This window comes from Bradyrhizobium sp. P3_C3, assembly GCF_056402655.1.
In genome coordinates this window covers 139899-156041 of record NZ_JBFUGY010000003.1, presented here as the reverse complement: position 1 = coordinate 156041, position 16143 = coordinate 139899, and the positions used below count along the sequence as shown (strand labels likewise).

16 protein-coding genes are annotated in these 16143 nt (G+C 63.2%); 11 read left to right on the top strand and 5 right to left on the bottom strand.

Annotation, left to right across the window (positions count from 1 at the left end; genetic code table 11):
- Positions 1 to 27: 27 nt before the first annotated feature.
- Positions 28 to 1251, bottom strand: coding sequence for a polyhydroxyalkanoate depolymerase (locus AC1DW2_RS05440; RefSeq protein ID WP_477005381.1), 1224 nt, complete (start codon positions 1249 to 1251; stop codon positions 28 to 30).
- A 169-nt stretch (positions 1252 to 1420) separates the two neighbouring features.
- Between AC1DW2_RS05440 and AC1DW2_RS05435 the strand changes: the two genes are divergently transcribed.
- On the top strand, positions 1421 to 2077 hold the full coding sequence (locus tag AC1DW2_RS05435) for a glutathione S-transferase family protein (protein WP_477005380.1): 657 nt from the start codon (positions 1421 to 1423) through the stop codon (positions 2075 to 2077).
- Between the two features lie 280 nt (positions 2078 to 2357).
- On the opposite strand, the gene AC1DW2_RS05430 is transcribed toward AC1DW2_RS05435, so the two are convergent.
- Positions 2358 to 2582, bottom strand: a complete 225-nt coding sequence (locus tag AC1DW2_RS05430; protein ID WP_041953164.1) for a hypothetical protein — start codon at positions 2580 to 2582, stop codon at positions 2358 to 2360.
- Between the two features lie 185 nt (positions 2583 to 2767).
- Here AC1DW2_RS05430 and AC1DW2_RS05425 point away from each other — a divergent pair, with 185 nt between their 5' ends.
- Positions 2768 to 3124, top strand: coding sequence for a hypothetical protein (locus tag AC1DW2_RS05425; RefSeq protein ID WP_247304266.1), 357 nt, complete (start codon positions 2768 to 2770; stop codon positions 3122 to 3124).
- A 9-nt stretch (positions 3125 to 3133) separates the two neighbouring features.
- Here AC1DW2_RS05425 and AC1DW2_RS05420 read toward each other — a convergent pair whose 3' ends face one another.
- Positions 3134 to 4237: a mandelate racemase/muconate lactonizing enzyme family protein gene (locus AC1DW2_RS05420; RefSeq protein WP_477005379.1), complete on the bottom strand. Its 1104-nt coding sequence runs from the start codon at positions 4235 to 4237 to the stop codon at positions 3134 to 3136.
- 170 nt (positions 4238 to 4407) lie between these two features.
- Here AC1DW2_RS05420 and AC1DW2_RS05415 point away from each other — a divergent pair, with 170 nt between their 5' ends.
- The 7 genes from AC1DW2_RS05415 (at position 4408) to AC1DW2_RS05385 (ending at position 13094) form a co-directional block, all read left to right on the top strand.
- On the top strand, positions 4408 to 5253 hold the full coding sequence (locus tag AC1DW2_RS05415; protein ID WP_477005378.1) for a GyrI-like domain-containing protein: 846 nt from the start codon (positions 4408 to 4410) through the stop codon (positions 5251 to 5253).
- A 240-nt stretch (positions 5254 to 5493) separates the two neighbouring features.
- Positions 5494 to 6420, top strand: coding sequence for an SMP-30/gluconolactonase/LRE family protein (locus AC1DW2_RS05410; RefSeq protein ID WP_477005377.1), 927 nt, complete (start codon positions 5494 to 5496; stop codon positions 6418 to 6420).
- A 202-nt stretch (positions 6421 to 6622) separates the two neighbouring features.
- On the top strand, positions 6623 to 7216 hold the full coding sequence (locus AC1DW2_RS05405) for a GNAT family N-acetyltransferase (RefSeq protein ID WP_071910241.1): 594 nt from the start codon (positions 6623 to 6625) through the stop codon (positions 7214 to 7216).
- Between the two features lie 14 nt (positions 7217 to 7230).
- Positions 7231 to 8877 (top strand): GMC family oxidoreductase, encoded by a 1647-nt coding sequence (locus AC1DW2_RS05400; protein WP_477005376.1) that lies wholly within the window; start codon positions 7231 to 7233, stop codon positions 8875 to 8877.
- Positions 8878 to 8988: 111 nt separating this feature from the next.
- A complete protein-coding gene (locus AC1DW2_RS05395) occupies positions 8989 to 9294 on the top strand; it encodes a hypothetical protein (RefSeq protein ID WP_354119451.1) in 306 nt (101 codons plus the stop codon).
- Positions 9295 to 9378: 84 nt separating this feature from the next.
- Complete coding sequence (locus AC1DW2_RS05390) at positions 9379 to 9858, top strand: hypothetical protein (RefSeq protein WP_477005375.1); 480 nt, start codon at positions 9379 to 9381, stop codon at positions 9856 to 9858.
- Between the two features lie 1145 nt (positions 9859 to 11003).
- Complete coding sequence (locus tag AC1DW2_RS05385) at positions 11004 to 13094, top strand: hypothetical protein (protein WP_477005374.1); 2091 nt, start codon at positions 11004 to 11006, stop codon at positions 13092 to 13094.
- A gap of 66 nt (positions 13095 to 13160) precedes the next feature.
- On the opposite strand, the gene AC1DW2_RS05380 is transcribed toward AC1DW2_RS05385, so the two are convergent.
- A complete protein-coding gene (locus AC1DW2_RS05380) occupies positions 13161 to 14003 on the bottom strand; it encodes an AAA family ATPase (RefSeq protein WP_063981465.1) in 843 nt (280 codons plus the stop codon).
- 92 nt (positions 14004 to 14095) lie between these two features.
- A complete protein-coding gene (locus AC1DW2_RS05375) occupies positions 14096 to 14341 on the bottom strand; it encodes a GlsB/YeaQ/YmgE family stress response membrane protein (RefSeq protein WP_028152331.1) in 246 nt (81 codons plus the stop codon).
- Between the two features lie 123 nt (positions 14342 to 14464).
- On the opposite strand from AC1DW2_RS05375, the gene AC1DW2_RS05370 reads away from it, so the two are divergent.
- Together AC1DW2_RS05370 and AC1DW2_RS05365 are read left to right on the top strand one after the other, a co-directional pair.
- Positions 14465 to 15640: a vWA domain-containing protein gene (locus tag AC1DW2_RS05370; RefSeq protein ID WP_477005373.1), complete on the top strand. Its 1176-nt coding sequence runs from the start codon at positions 14465 to 14467 to the stop codon at positions 15638 to 15640.
- 56 nt (positions 15641 to 15696) lie between these two features.
- On the top strand, positions 15697 to 16107 hold the full coding sequence (locus AC1DW2_RS05365; protein WP_477005372.1) for a rhodanese-like domain-containing protein: 411 nt from the start codon (positions 15697 to 15699) through the stop codon (positions 16105 to 16107).
- The last annotated feature ends 36 nt before the right edge of the window (positions 16108 to 16143 follow it).

The following is a 16143-nucleotide window of genomic DNA, read 5'->3' as shown; positions in this document are numbered from 1 at the left end:
CCCCAGTCCGGGGACAGGGAATGACAGTCAGGAATTCACGTGCACGAAATCCCGCAGCAGCGGATAGATCTCGTTATTCCACCGCTTGCCCGAGAACACGCCGTAATGGCCGACGCCGGCCTGCATGTGGTGGACGCGGCGATAGGCGCGCACACCGGTGCAGAGGTCTTGCGCGGCGAGCGTCTGGCCGATCGAGCAGATGTCGTCCTTCTCGCCTTCGACCGTCATCAGTCCCATGCGGCTGACGGCCTTGGTGTTCACGGGACGGCCACGGTGCATCAACCTGCCTTGCGGCAACAGGTGCTCCTGGAACACGTCACGCACGGTCTCGATGTAGAACTCGGCCGGCAGGTCCATCACGGCGAAATATTCGTCGTAGAAGGTCTTGATGCTCGCGGCCTTCTCCTTCTCGCCCTTGGCGATATGGTTGGCGAGATCCATGTGCTGCTTGATGTGGCGCTCGAGATTCATCGAGACGAACGCCGTGAGCTGCACGAAGCCGGGATAGACCTTGCGGAGCGCGCCGCGGCATTGCACCGGCACGTAGTTGATCAGGTTCTGCTCGAACCAGTCGATCGGCCTGCTCTTGGCGAACTCGTTGACCCTCGTCGGCTGGATGCGCGTGTCGATCGGGCCCGCCATCAGCGTCAGCGTCGCAGGCCGCGAGGGGTGGTTGCCCTCGCACATGACCGCGGCGGCCGCGAGTGCCGAGACCGAGGGCTGGCAGATCGCGACCATATGCGGACGCGGGCCCAATTGGCCGAGGAAGTCGATGAGGTGATCGGTGTAATCGTCGAGCCCGAAGCGGCCTTCGCGGCGTGGAATGTCGCGCGGATTGTGCCAGTCGGTGATGTAGACGTCGTGATCCTGCAGCAGCGTTTTCACGGTGCCGCGCAGCAGCGTGGCGAAATGGCCCGACATCGGCGCCACCAGCAGCATGCGCGGCTGCTCCGGCACGCCGTCCTTCCTGAAGTGCAGCAGCGAGCCGAACGGCGTCGCGTAGGCGACCTCCTCGGTGACGCCGACCTCGCGGTTGCCCACCATCACGCTATCGATGCCGTAGGCCGGACGGTGATAGGTGAGGGTGGAGCGGGAGATCAGCTCCAGCGCGGCGGAGAGCCGGCCGACGACCTGATCCGATAGGCCCTGCGGCACCAGATTGAGGAATCTGAGCGCGGACGAAGCTCCCGCCCGCCACGGCGCGGTGAGGTCCATATGGTTCTGAAAGGCCTGATAATACATCGACATCATACTGAAACGCCCACCTTCCCGTGCTGTCATGCAATATCGAAGCCAAACGGGAGCCACACCGCCCTCAAAACTGGCACATCGCTTGCTCCTCCTTTTGCGGGAAGCACAGGTCATGAGCACTCCCGCGGGCCGGGCGGCGTGCAAGTCACAGGCGTAGGGAATGGGCCATATGGCGAAGGCGACACTGACGATCAGCAGCAAGAACTATTCGTCCTGGTCGCTGCGCGGCTGGCTGCTGACGAAATTTTCCGGGCTCGATTTCGAGGAGATCGTCACCGCGCCGGACGACGCGTCGGCACGCGCGGAAATCCTGCTGCTGTCGTCGTCGATCCTGGTGCCATGCCTGCGCCACGACGGCGCCGTGGTCTGGGATACGCTGGCGATCGCCGAATATCTCAACGAGGCGATGCCGGATGCCGGTCTGTTGCCTGATGACCGCGTCCAGCGGGCGCATTGCCGCTCGATCTGCGGCGAAATCCATTCCGGCTTCACGACGCTGCGCGCTTCGCTGCCGGTCAATCTGAAGGGGCACTTCCCCGGCTTCAAGATCTGGTCGCGCGCGCAGGCCGATATCGACCGCGTCTGGTCCATCTGGCGCGACTGCCTGGAGAAATCAGGCGGTCCCTTCCTGTTCGGCGCGAGGCGCACCATGGCGGATGCGATGTATGCCCCCGTGGTGACGCGCTTCGTGACCTATGACGTCAACCTCGAGCCGCTGCTGAAGGCCTATGCCGATACCATCATGGCCATGCCCGAGATGAAGGAATGGATCGCGGCGGCCAAGGATGAGCCGGCCGAGATCGAGGAGCTCGAGGTCGAATATTAGGCAGGCTTGGCGCCCGCCTGCCTGTTTTGGGAGCGAGGCCCGGGCTGCCGCACCCGGCAGCCATGTCTTTGAAGCCGTTAACTTTTAGCACCCGTGGCCGGCTCGGGCCGGCCCACCTGCTGCGCAGATATTGTATACGCGTGCGGGCTTGTTGCGACATCTAGCCGTGAACAGCCGCGTACACGGCGTTTCGGCTGATTCGGACGTGATTCGTTCGGGCCGCGTTCCGTTCGTTAAGGCAGAGCGCGGCCCCGTTGCATTTTGAGACAGACGCCGCTCGTCAGGCGAAGCCCGAGTGCTTGGCGCGCGGCACGCGCCAGCCGATGACAGTGGCCTCCACCGGGACGCCGGCCGCGTCGTTCTGCCAGCGGCCCTCGACATAACGGCAGGCGAACGGCAGTTGATACGTTCCGCTGTGGTCCTCGCACAGCACCTCCACCGGCAGGCCAGGTGGCGGTTCGCCGGCGCCATCGAATTCCGCCAGACGTCTATCGCGCGTTGCCATTCCAAAAATCTCCCCTAATCAAAGTCGCGGAAAGAGCGCCCACTTTCTTCCGCGCACGGTTCACTGCTCCCCGTCCAAGGGAACAAGCCAAGCTCAACGCGAGAATGCGGTACGAGTGTGGTAGCCTCCGGCGTCGGCGAGCAAAAAGCGCACATTGCCGTGATTGATTTGGACGAGGAACCTGCATGCTGCTTCGAAGCGCCGGCGTTTGTTTCGCGATGTTGTTGCTCGCCCCGCTGGCGATTGCGCCGGTCCGCGCGCAAGACGTGCCCGGCATCGAGATCTGCACCGTCGAGAAGACCATGGAGCGGCGCACGAGCTGCCTGCAGAGCAACGTCGACTTCCTGCAGAAGACGATCACCAAGCTGACGCTCGATCATCAGCAGAAGCTCGATGCCGCCAACCGCCAGATCGACGCGCTGAAGACGCTTGTGGCCGGCCTGCAGAAGACGCTGGGCGATCTCCAGGCCGCGCAGGTGAAGATCGCGGACGATCTGAAGAAGAAGCAGGACGCGCCGCCACCGAAGGATGCGGCGAAATAGCGGTCGCCGTCACGCCACGCGGTAGCGCTCCATCACGCCGGGATCGGGCTCATAGCCGAGCCCGGGTCCCGAGGGCACCGCGACGTGGCCGGTGGCATCGACATCGGCGCGGCCGCCCCACAGACACGCTTCGCGTTTCAGATAGAACATCTCGACCAACCCGTCGTCGCGCGTCGCCAGCAGGTGCAATGTCGCCAGGAGGCCCGGACCGAAATACGGGGAGTGCGGGACGATCTTGACGCTGAGCTGATCGGCGAGTGCGACGACCTTCAGAAATTCCGTGATGCCGCCGACCTTGGTCACCGACGGCTGGGCGTGGCTCACCGCGCCTGCATTCATCATCTGGCGGAATTGATACTCCGTGCAGGCGTTCTCGCCGGCGGCGACGCCGAGCCCGCCCTTGCGGCGGACCTCGGCGAGCGTGGCAAAATCCTCCGGCGGCCAGACCGGCTCTTCCAGAAACATCGGCTGCGCGTCCTCGCACGCCTTCGCAAATGCGATCGCCTGCTCGCCTGTGAGCGGGCAGTTCATGTCGACCATCAGCGGGATGCCGGGCCCGATCGCCTCGCGCGCGGCAAACACCGCCGGCGTCGTGGTCTCGTGCAGCTTGATGGCGCCATAGCCGAGTGCGAGCGCCTTCTTGCATTCGCCCGTGATGTTCTCAGGCGAGCCGATCCGCAGCAGGCTCGCATAGGCGGGGATGTTCGAGCGCTTGCTTGCTCCGAGCAGGCGATGCAGCGGCGCGCCCTCGATCTTCGCAGCCAGGTCCCACAGCGCGATGTCGAGCCCTGATATCGCGAACATCGTGATGCCGTAGCGGCCGAACAGATGCAGGTTGCGCTGGATCTGTTCCATCACCGCGGGAATGCCGGCGGCATCGGGAACCTTCAGCCCGCGGGCCTGCGGCGCGATCATCTCCTCGACGGCGCTTCGCGTGGTGCGCGGGGAGACATAGGCAAAGGCATCGCCCCAGCCGGTCAGTCCGGCATCGGTCGTGACCTCGACCAGCACCATGTCGAGCGCGGAGATTGCGGACGCGCCCTGGCGAAAGCTCGCGACACCGGCGTCATAGGGGATGCGGATATGGTGCGCCCGCACATCGGTGATTTCCATGACGCGGTTCCTCTTTCTGGTGAGCGGTTGCAACGAGTGTAGCTGCGAATGCCGGGGCGTTGCCAGTGGCTATTCCGGAACTATTCTCATGCGAGGACAGCAATGCCGATCAAGCGAGGCGGTGGCCGTCAGCGCATCATCGCCAGGCTTCGAACGAGGGCCCTTGACGCATGAACCCAGCCCAGCGCGCGCTCTGGTATATCGAGAGCCATCTGGCCGAGCCGATGACGCTCGACGAGATTGCTGCGATATCAGGCGTGTCGCGGTTCCACATCGTGCGGGCGTTTGCCGCAGCCACCGGACTTCCGGTGATGCGCTACGTGCGCGCGCGGCGGTTGACGGAAGCGGCGCGCAGTCTTGCGAACGGCGCGCCGGACATCCTGTCGCTGGCGCTGGAGGCGGATTACGGCTCGCACGAAGCGTTCACCCGCGCGTTCCGCGACCAGTTTGGCACCACACCCGAAGCGGTGCGGGCGGCAACGTGCCTCGACAAACTCAAGCTTCAGGAGCCGATGCTCATGGACTCCACCATGCTCGACCATCTGGTCCCGCCGCGTTTCGAAACCGCGAAGGCCTTCCTCGTCGCCGGCCCCGCTGAGCGCATCTCCTGCGACAACGGCGCCGCCATTCCGGGACTGTGGCACCGCTTCCATCAGGAGGTCGCCGACATCCCCGCGCGCATCGGCCAGGGAAAATCTCAAGTCGCCTATGGCGTCTGCTGCAACGGCGATGATTCCGGCAATTTCGACTACATCGCCGGCGCCGAGGTCGCCGATTTCTCCGACCTGCCGCGCCGCTTCGGTCGCATCCGCATTTCCGAGCAGCGCTACGCGGTGTTCACCCACACCGAGCACGTCGCCTCGATCCGCCGCACCGTCAACACGATCTGGAATCAGTGGCTGCCGGCGTCCGGCCTGAAGGCTGCGGATGCGCCGAACTTCGAGCGCTATGACGAGAAATTCGATCCCGCGACCGGCAATGGCGGCTTCGAGATTTGGATACCAGTGCGGGAGTAAGCACGATCCGGACCCGAAGGGCCGCGTTCGCGCAAAGTGCGCGGCGGTTTTCCGAAGAGATCATGCTCAAACGAGACCTAAGGCGCGATATGTCATCGCGCTTTACGTTGCAACGCTGGCATACCATCCCGCTTGCTTGGCAAGCCCCGGCGACTTTGTCATAACCGCAGGCAAATCTTGCGTGTGGGGCCCGTGCCGGACATCCCGTGCAAGCCATAACAAGCAGCCGGGAGGGTCCCCATGTCCAACGTTCGCGTTCTCGCCACCGACCTCGAATTTCCCGAAGGGCCGGTGGTGATGCCGGACGGCTCGGTCGTGCTGGTGGAAATTCGCGGCCAGCGCCTGACCCGAATCTATCCCGACGGCCGCAAGGAGGTCGTCGCCAAGGTGCCGGGCGGCCCGAACGGCGCGGCCCTCGGCCCCGACGGCAAGATCTACATCTGCAACAATGGCGGCTTCTCCTGGATTCCGACCGGCAAGATGATCATGCCCGGCCCGCAGCCGGACGGCTATCTCGGCGGCTCGATCCAGCGCGTCGATCTGCAATCGGGCAAGGTCGAGACCATCGTGACCAAATGCGGCGAGCACGATCTGCGCGGGCCGAACGACCTCGTCTTCGACAAGCACGGCGGCCTCTGGTTCTCCGATCTCGGCAAGCGCCGCGCCCGCGAGATGGATGTCGGCGGCATGTATTATCTCAAGCCCGGCATGACCGAGATCGTCGAGGTCGTGCATGGCGTGCTGCCGGCCAACGGCATCGGCCTGTCGCCGGACGAGAACACCGTCTACATCGCGGAGACGCCGACGGGGCGGCTCTGGGCCTATGAGCTGTCCGCGCCCGGCACGCTTAAGCCGCGCGAGGTGATCTACCGTGGCGAGCGCGGCAAGCCGATCTGCGGCCTCGGCGGCTACCAGATGTTCGACTCGCTCGCGGTGGAGGCGAACGGCAATGTCTGCGTCGCCACCCTGGTCTCCGGCTGCATCTCGGTGATCGCGCCTGACGGGACCCTGGTCGAGCAGGTCCCGACCGGCGATCGCGTCACCACCAACATCGCCTTCGGCGGCCCCGAGCTTAAGACCGCCTACATCACGCTCTCAGGCAAGGGCGAGCTGATCGCCATGGACTGGCCGCGCGGCGGTTTGCCGCTCAATTTCCTAAACAAGTAAACGGTGCTAGTGACCGTCATTGCAGGCGAGGCAAAGTAACCAGCAGACCCTCACCCTGAGGAGCGCGCATCTTGCGCGCGTCTCGAAGGGCGAGGCCACCAGCCGGGCCTTCATCCTTCGAGACGCGCCTTCCGCGCTCCTCAGGATGAGGATCTGGCAGCACCGGTGCCTCGCTTCACAACGACGTAAGGAGAGACTATCGATGCCCTGGCCTGATCCCGTCACCCTGCGTGGGCAGCACGCCCGTCTCGAGCCGCTGTCGAAAGAGCATCGCGAGGGGCTGGTGGAGGCCGTGAAGGACGGCGAGCTCTACACGATCTGGTACACCGCGATCCCGACGCCGGAGAACGTGGCCAAGGAGATCGACCGCCGCTTGGGCCTCCAGGCCGCAGGCTCGATGCTGCCGTTCACCGTGTTCGATGCCGGCGGCAAGATCGTCGGCCAGACCACCTATATGAACATCGATGCCGCCAACCGCCGCGTCGAGATCGGCTCGACCTGGTATGGCAAGAGCGCGCAGCGCGGGCCGCTCAACACGCAGTGCAAGATTCTGCTGCTGACCCACGCCTTCGAGACGCTGAACTGCATCGCGGTCGAATTCCGCACGCATTTCTTCAACCACCAGAGCCGCCGCGCCATCGAGCGCTTGGGCGCCAAGCAGGACGGCATTCTGCGCAGCCACCAGGTCACGCCCAACGGCACGCTGCGGGACACCGTGGTTTACAGCATCACCGCCGCTGAATGGCCAACGGTGCGGACGCATTTGAACTATCAACTCAACGACAAGCCGCGCTGAGCGGCCGAGGCACCATGGACAGATTCGATTATGTGATCGTCGGCGCGGGCTCCGCCGGCTGCGTACTGGCCAGCCGGCTCAGCGAAGATCCGAACGTGAGCGTCTGCGTGCTCGAGGCGGGCCCGAGCGACTGGCATCCCTACATCCATCTGCCGGCGGGCTTCATCAAGACGTTCCACATGAAGAGCATCAACTGGGCCTACCAGCAGGAGCCGGGGCCCTACACCGGCGGGCGCAGCATCTATGCGCCGCGCGGCAAGACGCTCGGCGGCTCGTCCTCGATCAACGGCCACATCTACAATCGCGGCCAGCGGATGGATTTCGATACCTGGGCGCAGATGGGCAATCGCGGCTGGGGTTATGCCGACGTGCTGCCTTACTTCAAGCGGCTGGAAAAGCGGGTCGGCGAGGGCGAGGACACCTATCGCGGCCGCGACGGTAACCTCACCGTCACGACCATGGAGTGGCGCGATCCGCTCTGCGAAGCCTTCATGGAAGGCGCGGTCTCGCTCGGCATTCCCCGCAACCCCGATTACAATGGCGCTAAGCAGGAAGGCGTCTCCTACTGCCAGCGCACCATCGACAAGGGCCTGCGCGTCTCCGGCTCGACCGCGTTCCTCAAGCCCGCGATGAAGCGCCCGAACGTGCATGTGCACACCCACGCGCACGCGACCGAGATCATTTTTGAAGGCAAGCGCGCCGTCGGCGTGCGCTACACCAAGGGCGGCCGCGGCGGCACGCCGGTGGAAGTGCGTGCCAACAAGGAAGTGATCCTCTCCGGCGGCACCTATAATTCGCCGCAGCTGCTCCAGCTCTCCGGAATCGGCTCACCCGATCTGCTCGGCGCGCACGGCATCGCGGTGCGCCACGCGCTGCCGGTCGGCGAAGGTCTGCAGGATCAKTACGCCCCGCGCACCGTAGCGCGCGTGAAGGACATCAAGACCATCAACGAGCTCCGCCGCGGCTTCTCGCTGTGGATCGAGGCTCTGAAATGGGCGACCGCGCGCCGCGGCCTGCTCTCGCTGTCGCCGACCATGGTCTATTGCTTCTGGCACTCCGGCGAGAGCGCGGACTCGTCCGACTTGCAACTCACCTTCACGCCGGCGAGCTACAAGGAAGGCGTGCAGGGCCAGCTCGAGGACGAGCCCGGCATGACGGTGGCCTCCTGGCAGCAGCGCCCCGAGAGCCGCGGCTATGTCCGCATCCGTTCGGCTGATCCGTTCGCGCCGCCGATCATCCAGACCAACTATCTCGACGCCGAGCTCGACCGCCGCGTCATCGTCGGCGGCATGAAGCTCGCACGCAGGCTTTTGAAGAGCGCGCCGCTGTCGCCCTATTACGCCTACGAGGATTTCCCCGGCCCCAACATCAACACCGACGACGAATTCCTCGCCGCCGCCACCGAACGCGGCACCACCACTTTCCACCCCGGCTGCACCTGCCGCATGGGCCCGGCGGACAGCACGTGGGCGGTGGTCGACGACCAGCTCCGCGTCCACGGGTTGGAGGGCCTCCGCGTCATCGACGCCTCCGTGATGCCGCGCATGATCTCGGCGAATCTCAACGCTTCCACCATGATGATCGCCGACCGTGCGTCGGATTTGATCCGCGGCAAGGCGCCGATGGAAGCCGCGCGCGTTCCGGACGCGGCGGTGGCGTGAGATACTTCGCCTCTACCCGCCTGCGGGGAGAGGCCGGATCGCATCGAAGATGCGATCCGGGTGAGGGGGACTCTCCGCGAGTCAGATTTTCGCTTTCCAAGGGACTTGCCGATGACTATTGCCGCGATCATCGAGCAGCTGGAAACCGAGTGGAATACAGATGGCTTCTTCGATCGCGTCCGCAATGGCGATTATGATGCAACTCGAGGACAAGCGGTCCTTGCCATCTTGCGCGCAATCAAGATCGGCGACGAAAAGATGGTACCAAAGCGCTTGCTATCCTTGCTCTGGTATCTGCCGTCTTTCCTGGCTTGGCAGACCGAACGGATAGCCGAGAAGGGCGGAGACCGAACCGCCTATGAGCGCTTCGTGACCGAGATCCTCAATACTCTGCAAGAGGTCCTTGGCGTGCCGTAGAGCTATCTGCGTAGGGTGGGGTAGCGTAGCGTAGGCCCCCCTTTTTGTTTCCGCGTCGAGAGAAGTGGTGGGTTACGCTGACGCATGAACGAAAACTCAAATCATCCGGATGATGAAATTCCGACCATAAGCGCGGTCGATGCCATTCGCGCCAAGCCTGATATGTATGTCGGCGAATTTCCCACCGGCGCTCTGCTTTTGGCGCGCCTTGTAGAGACTTTGATCCTGCTGGACGCCGCCCCTCTGAGAGTGGGGCGCGCAGGTGCCTGGTATTCCGTGTATGCAGGGAGGGACTGGCTGATGAGGGAATCCCGAGTCATCTGTCTGGACGCATTCCAGCGCTTGATACCGCTGCCGAGCGGCGGCCGATTTTACGACAGAGCGGAAGTTATGCTGACGGCACTGGCCGACGCTGTCGTAACATCTGACATGAGCGGAGTTACCTGGATCAGCGGTGAGCCCAATAAGTGGCCGCTACGTGCCGATGTCGACTTGGCATTGCCTCTGCAAAAAGGGCGGACCGTCGCCTTTCACTATTTCAAACCTGATCCTTTGGATGGGTAGACGCATTGTCGAAGCAATGCGCAGGCGGGAATCGATCAAATGGTGGCGTATGTCGGATTATGAGGGGCTTGGCGAACCAACCCGTTCTGAGGTTCGGGAGAAGATACGTGCCCTTGTCGGTGATGACGAGGCGCGTCAGAAAGTCTCGGATTGGGCAGCGCAGTGGGTTCGGCAGTTCGACCCCGGCATCGAAGATTCTCAGGTATGGCTAGCCATCACGAGGTTGTCCGGCGCAGACTTTCGCAGTTCTCCGACCACATATCTCCACGGAGGCGAGGATTTCGCTGCGTGGCTGAGGGATTTGGGAGAAAGCTAGATTTTATGATTGATGGAGCGGCCCAGATTGCGCCGTCGGGCAAAACATCGGCCGCCGCGAAAACCCGTCAACCCATCCCAGCAAAAATATTCCACTTTACCGAAATTCGGAATTGCGGCATAGATCGAAACAGCCCGGTCCGAGGAAGAGGGGCGGTTCGCGAGTCGTTCGAAACGCAGGCCGGGTTGCGGTGGACGCGGCAGCGTCGGGCGCGAGAGGCTAAGGGCAGGGCGGATTGCTCTCCGTGAGCCCTGAGGCTTCGTGCGGACGAGCGGCGCTGTGTGCGTACGGCAAAACCGTGTGGTCCTGGCCGTCGTTGCTACGGTCAAGCTCTTGCGGATGTGGCATTTGCGTCAACCGGCGCGGTGTCGGCGACTTTCGCAGGGGTGAGGGAGGCCAGAACGAACTCGGCTCCCGGGAGAGCACGGCATAAGCCGTCCAACCACTGCGCAGGGAAGGCCGTGTGTTTGGCTTCACCTGTATGCCGCTGTGCAGTTCTTCTGCGTGTGCTTTCGCACAGCGGACCGTGGGTGCCAGCCGGCACCCGGCCTTCCCTGCGCCCTCTTTCCTGGAGGGCGTGACGGAGACAGCGAAGCTCGGGCGAAATGCGCCGCGAGGATGCTGCGGCGTGTCTGCGCTCGCAATGACGATGTGGAGAGCGTGCGCTTTCCCTCTTTCCTCGAGCGCGGCTCCTCGGGACATTCACCCTTAAATTGCAGGATGCGCCTTGACGTAGTAGAAACAGCAGATGCGCTTCATCTCAATACTCTGCCTCTTGATTCTCACGATCTCTCCCTGCTTTGCCCAGTCTCCCCGGGTTTCCGCAGAGGTGACGACCCTGATCAGCCAGGGGCCGCTGCTCGCGGCGCTCGATCATGACAATTCATCCGCGCTTTCGCTGGTGACCCTGTTCAGGAAAATTCATGCCGCGCAAAAGCTGCCGCAGCCGTCGGTCGCCGCCGGCCCGACGCGGGCGAGCGATTTGTCTCAATTCAGTGGGACCTACGCGCAGTTCGCTGCCGTGATGTCCGCCGACATCGCGCGTATCACAGCGGGACTCGGCATCGATTGGGAAAAGGAGATCCTGAAAACCTACGACCCGAAGTCGGCCAAAACGGACGCTGGCAAGACGCTGCGGCTGAATGGCAATGTTGCGCGCGTGTTTAACGAGAAATGGCTCGGTTCCAGCGACGGATTGTTCCTCCTGTCGGGCGTCGTCAATCGGATGGACCGCCGCGATTTCGATTCCGCGCATTGCGGCGAATTGCGCTTCATCTACCGGCTCGGCTACGAAGTGAGGATGAACGGCAAGACTTACGCGTCGCGCATGCCGTTCACCGTGAACATGGTGTTCAGTTACGCGGATGACGGCAGGAATTGCCAGGACGTCGCCTCGCTCTGGCGCGTCGCCGGGATCGATGCTGACGATCCGGCAGTGGTTGCCCAACGCCTGCTTCAGGGGCCGCTGGATTTTTCGCGAATAATCTTCAAGCAGATGGAGATCAATGCGCAGGTGGTGCGCTTCCCATCAGACCTCGAAAACATGGAGAACCGCAAATTCGCCGGACAGGCGATCTACTGGATGCGGATCTTCGCGCTGAGGGATGGCAAGTTTCAGCCGGCACGGCTGGAAAATACGCCTGATGTGCAGGCAATCCTGAAGGATCCCGCCAAGCAGAAGCGGTTGCAGGACTATCTCGCCGGCCACATCGCCGAGATCGACAACGGCACCTTCAGGATACCGGAGAGCCTGGAGGCCGATATCGCGCTGAGTTTTTCCACTGCCGGCAGCGCGCGCATGGCCAATCGTCCCTTCGATCTCGCAATCGGCAGCGAGCAGGCGGCACGGATCGTCGCTGCGGCGGGTGTCCCCGGGAGGTCACAAAAATTCGTGCAATCCGGCGCGGGTCTGCTCGAACGCCTGAACACGTCGTCCTGCATGGGCTGCCATCAATCGTCCTCGACCGCCGGATTCCATCTTCTCGGCGTGGACCGGTTCGATTTCGGCCGCGACGCGGACGCGATCAGGAGCGCGCTTGACGGTAGCCAGTTGCAATTGCCGTTCTCGCCCCATGTCTACGCGGAACTTGTTCGCCGCAAGGACTATGTCGAGCGGGTTTCGCTCGGTCAGGCGCCGAACAGTTTTCGCCCGCATCCTTCGGCGCCCCCGGCGGCCTGGGAAAGCGGAAATCCGGCCTATGTTGTCGCCGGCGACAACATGCCGTGCCCTTTGAATGCGGATCTGGCGCAGGCCGCGAAATGGAGCTGCAATGCCGCGCGTAACCTCACTTGTCAGGCGTTGGTGACGAACGCTGCGACTTCCTCCAATCTCGGCCAATGCGTGGCCGCGGCACAGAATGTCGTCGCGGGTTTGAGCTGCCGCTCAAACGTCATCGAGGACTCCACAGCGAAGACCGCCGCCAACAACCCGCTCGGCTTCAACCTGCGCGCGTTCAGCGACCGCGTCAGCAAGGAAGAACTCGTCTACAAGCTGCCGGAAGGAAAATTGAGCGGCTATGGCTACAACTGCCGTCCAACCAAGATCGGCGTGCCGCTGGGCCGCGTCACGCGTCCCTGCAAGCCCGAGGAGGCGTCGCTGGCGGTGATCCGGCCGGGCAGCGTGCCCGAGGAAATCTGCGCGATCGTTGGAGGCAAGGGCTTTGAGCAGATGGCCAAGGGATATTTCGACAGCGGCATTTTCGCCGCTGGCGTCGGCCGCGGCCTCCTGAACACATGCTCGCCGTCGCGGTTTTGCCGCGAGGACTATATTTGCCAGCAGATGCCGGATTTTGTCACGAGTGCAAGGTTCAACGTCAGTGCCCCGGCGTTGAACAACTTGAGAAGCCGAAAGATCGGGTTCTGTACCCCAACCTATTTCGTCTATCAGCTCCGCCTTGACGGTCATCCGAATCCGAGATGACGCGGGGAAGCGCGGCCCAGAGTAGCGGTAGGAATTGCGGTCAGGTTGTCTCTGCGCGCTTGCAGATCAAACCTCCCTCCGGCTCAAAAACGCCAGCCGCTCGAACAGATGTACGTCCTGCTCGTTCTTGAGCAGCGCGCCGTGCAGCGGCGGGATCAGCTTGCGCGGGTCGCGTTCGCGCAGTTGCTCCACGCTCATGTCCTCGTTGAGCAGCAGCTTGAGCCAGTCGAGCAGCTCGGAGGTTGAGGGCTTCTTCTTCAGACCGGGCACCTCGCGCACTTCGAAGAAGATGCGCAGCGCTTCCTCGACCAGGCGCTTCTTGATGCCGGGGAAGTGGACGTCGACGATGCGTCCCATCGTGTCGGCGTCGGGGAACTTGATGTAGTGGAAGAAGCAGCGGCGCAGGAAGGCGTCCGGCAGCTCCTTCTCGTTGTTGGAGGTGATCATCATGATCGGGCGCTGCTTCGCCTTGATCGTCTCGCCGGTCTCGTAGACATGGAATTCCATGCGGTCGAGCTCGAGCAGCAGGTCGTTCGGGAATTCGATGTCGGCCTTGTCGATCTCGTCGATCAGGAGCACCGGGCGCTGCTCGGCGGTGAAGGCGTCCCACAGCTTGCCGCGCTTGATGTAGTTCCTGATGTCGGAGACACGGGCATCGCCGAGCTGGCTGTCGCGCAGGCGCGACACCGCGTCGTATTCGTAGAGGCCCTGCTGCGCCTTGGTGGTGGACTTGATGTGCCAGGTCAAAAGCGGCGCGTTCAGCGCCTTCGCCACTTCCTCCGCCAGCACGGTCTTGCCGGTGCCGGGCTCGCCCTTGATGAGCAGCGGGCGCTCCAGCACGATCGAGGCATTGACGGCAACCTTGAGATCGTCGGTCGCAACATAGTCCTTGGTGCCGGTAAATTTCATCGCGCGTCCTTGTTGGTCGTCGGCCGGGCATCGCCCTGGTCCAACAAACGGAACGGCCGCTCATGGCGGCCGTTCCTGGTTCGGTCAGGCTTTCAGACCCGTTTTATCAGCGAAAGGATGACGAGCACAATCACCGCGCCGATGGTGGCATCCACGATGGCGCCGATCGTGCCGGTGGCCAGCGCAATATGCAGTTGCGGCAGCACCCAGCTCGCCACCAGCGCGCCGATTATGCCGACGACCATGTTGCCGATCAGCCCAAATCCCGCCCCATGGACAATCTTGCCGGCAAGCCAGCCGGCGATCGCGCCAATGATGAGCGCTGCGAGAATTCCCATTGCAAACGTCCCCAAAACAACCCCGTGAGACGGTCAATTCTAGAGCAAAAAGCCGACCGGTCCAGCGTCCCGCGGCGGGCTCGGCCCCTTGACGTTCGCCCCCCGACGGGCAATCTGTCACCCATGTTCCTGCAATTCTTCACTTCTCTGCGCGATGCGCAGGTCCCCGTGACGCTGCGCGAATACCTCACGCTGATGGAGGCGCTCGACGCTGATCTGTCGGACTACTCGGTCGAGAATTTCTACTACCTGTCGCGCACCTCGCTGGTGAAGGACGAGCGGAACCTCGACAAGTTCGACCGCGTCTTCGGCACGGTGTTCAAGGGGCTGGAAAGCCTGCTCGACGCCATGGAGAAGGCGGAGATCCCCGAGGAGTGGCTGAAGAAGCTTGCCGAGAAATACCTCAGCGAGGAGGAGAAAAAGCAGATCGAGGCCATGGGCTGGGACAAGCTCATGGAGACGTTGAAGAAGCGCCTCGAGGAGCAGAAGGGCCGGCACCAGGGCGGCTCGAAGTGGATTGGCACTGCCGGTACCTCGCCGTTCGGCGCCCACGGCTACAATCCCGAAGGCGTTCGCATCGGCCAGGAGAAGAACCGCAACAACCGTGCCGTGAAGGTGTGGGACAAGCGCGAGTTCAAGGATCTCGACGGCAATGTCGAGCTCGGTATCCGCAACATCAAGGTGGCGCTGCGGCGCCTGCGCAAATTCGCGCGCACCGGCGCGCCTGATGAGCTCGATCTCGACACCACGATCCGCGAGACCGCCAACCACGGCTATCTCGACGTCCACATGCGGCCCGAGCGGCGCAATGCGGTGAAGCTGCTGGTGTTCTTCGACATCGGCGGCTCGATGGATTCGCATATCGAGCAGGTCGAGGAGCTGTTCTCGGCGGCGAAGAGCGAGTTCAAGCACATGGAGTATTTCTACTTCCACAACTGCCTCTATGAGGGCGTGTGGAAGCAGAACAAGCGCCGCTTCACCGACCRCACGCCGACCTGGGACGTGCTGCACAAATACCCGCACGACTACAAGGTCGTGTTCGTCGGCGACGCCTCGATGTCGCCTTACGAGATCATGGTGCCGGGCGGCTCGGTCGAGCATGTCAACGAGGAGCCGGGCTCGGTCTGGCTCGACCGCATCATCCGCACCTATCCGCATACGGTGTGGCTCAATCCGGTGCAGCAGAAGCACTGGGACTATTCGGAATCGACCACCATCATCAAACGCATCTTTGCCAATCGCATGTACCCGATCACGATCGAGGGGCTTGAGGGTGCGATGAAGGAATTGACGCACTAGCTGCACGCGCCGTCAGTCCGGACGGCCGCGCAGAGGCCGACAAGAGGGAGAACCACATGCCCCAGACCATCACCCGCGGCATCAAGGCGCTGATCGACGAGGCCAATGCCGAGATCGAGACGCTCAACGCCAAGGAGGCCATCGAGATCTCCAAGAACGGTGACGTCGTCATCGTCGACATCCGCGACCCCCGTGAGATCGAGCGCGACGGTCGCATCCCCGGCGCGTTCGCCTGCACGCGCGGCATGCTCGAATTCTGGATCGATCCGCAGAGCCCCTATGCGAAGCCGATCTTCCAGGAGGACAAGAAATTCATCTTCCATTGCGCTGGCGGCATGCGCTCCGCGCTCGCGGCGAAGACCGCCAAGGACATGGGCCTGAAGCCCGTCGCCCACATCGCCGGCGGCTATGCCGCCTGGCGCGATGCCGGCGGTCCGGTGGAGCAGTGGGAGCCGAAGAAGGGGTGAGGGGTGCTTCGCTGCCACTCCAATCTCCGCTGTCAT